At 59.9% G+C, this 379-nt stretch carries 1 protein-coding gene; it reads right to left on the reverse strand.

All coding sequences use genetic code 11. The features are described from left to right. The coding region (gene coq7 / locus AC1DLB_RS32360) for a 2-polyprenyl-3-methyl-6-methoxy-1,4-benzoquinone monooxygenase (RefSeq protein ID WP_477786580.1) at positions 1–379 on the reverse strand (379 nt) is incomplete at both ends.

Below are 379 nucleotides of genomic sequence, written 5' to 3' on the forward strand. Positions count from 1 at the left end.
GTGTTCGTTCAGGTGTTTGCAAACCTGATGCTCGGTGGCGGCAACGAAACCCAGGCTGACTTTGTCGCTGATCAACCCGGCCACCGCGCCAATCCCGAACGACATTCCGTAGAACAGCGGATTGAGAATGCTGGTGTGGCTGCCCAACTGGTGGATGCGCTGTTCGCACCAGACCAGATGATCGATTTCTTCTTCGGCGGCATGTTCCATGGCAGCGCGCACTTGCGGCAACTTGGCGGTCAGGGCTTGACCTTGATACAGCGCCTGGGCACAGACTTCGCCGGTATGGTTGATGCGCATCAAACCGGCGACGTGCCGGGTGTCCTCGTCGTTCATTTGCGCATCCGGCTGCACGATGGCAGGCGACGGACGGTAGGGC

This window comes from Pseudomonas sp. 05N434, assembly GCF_056396965.1.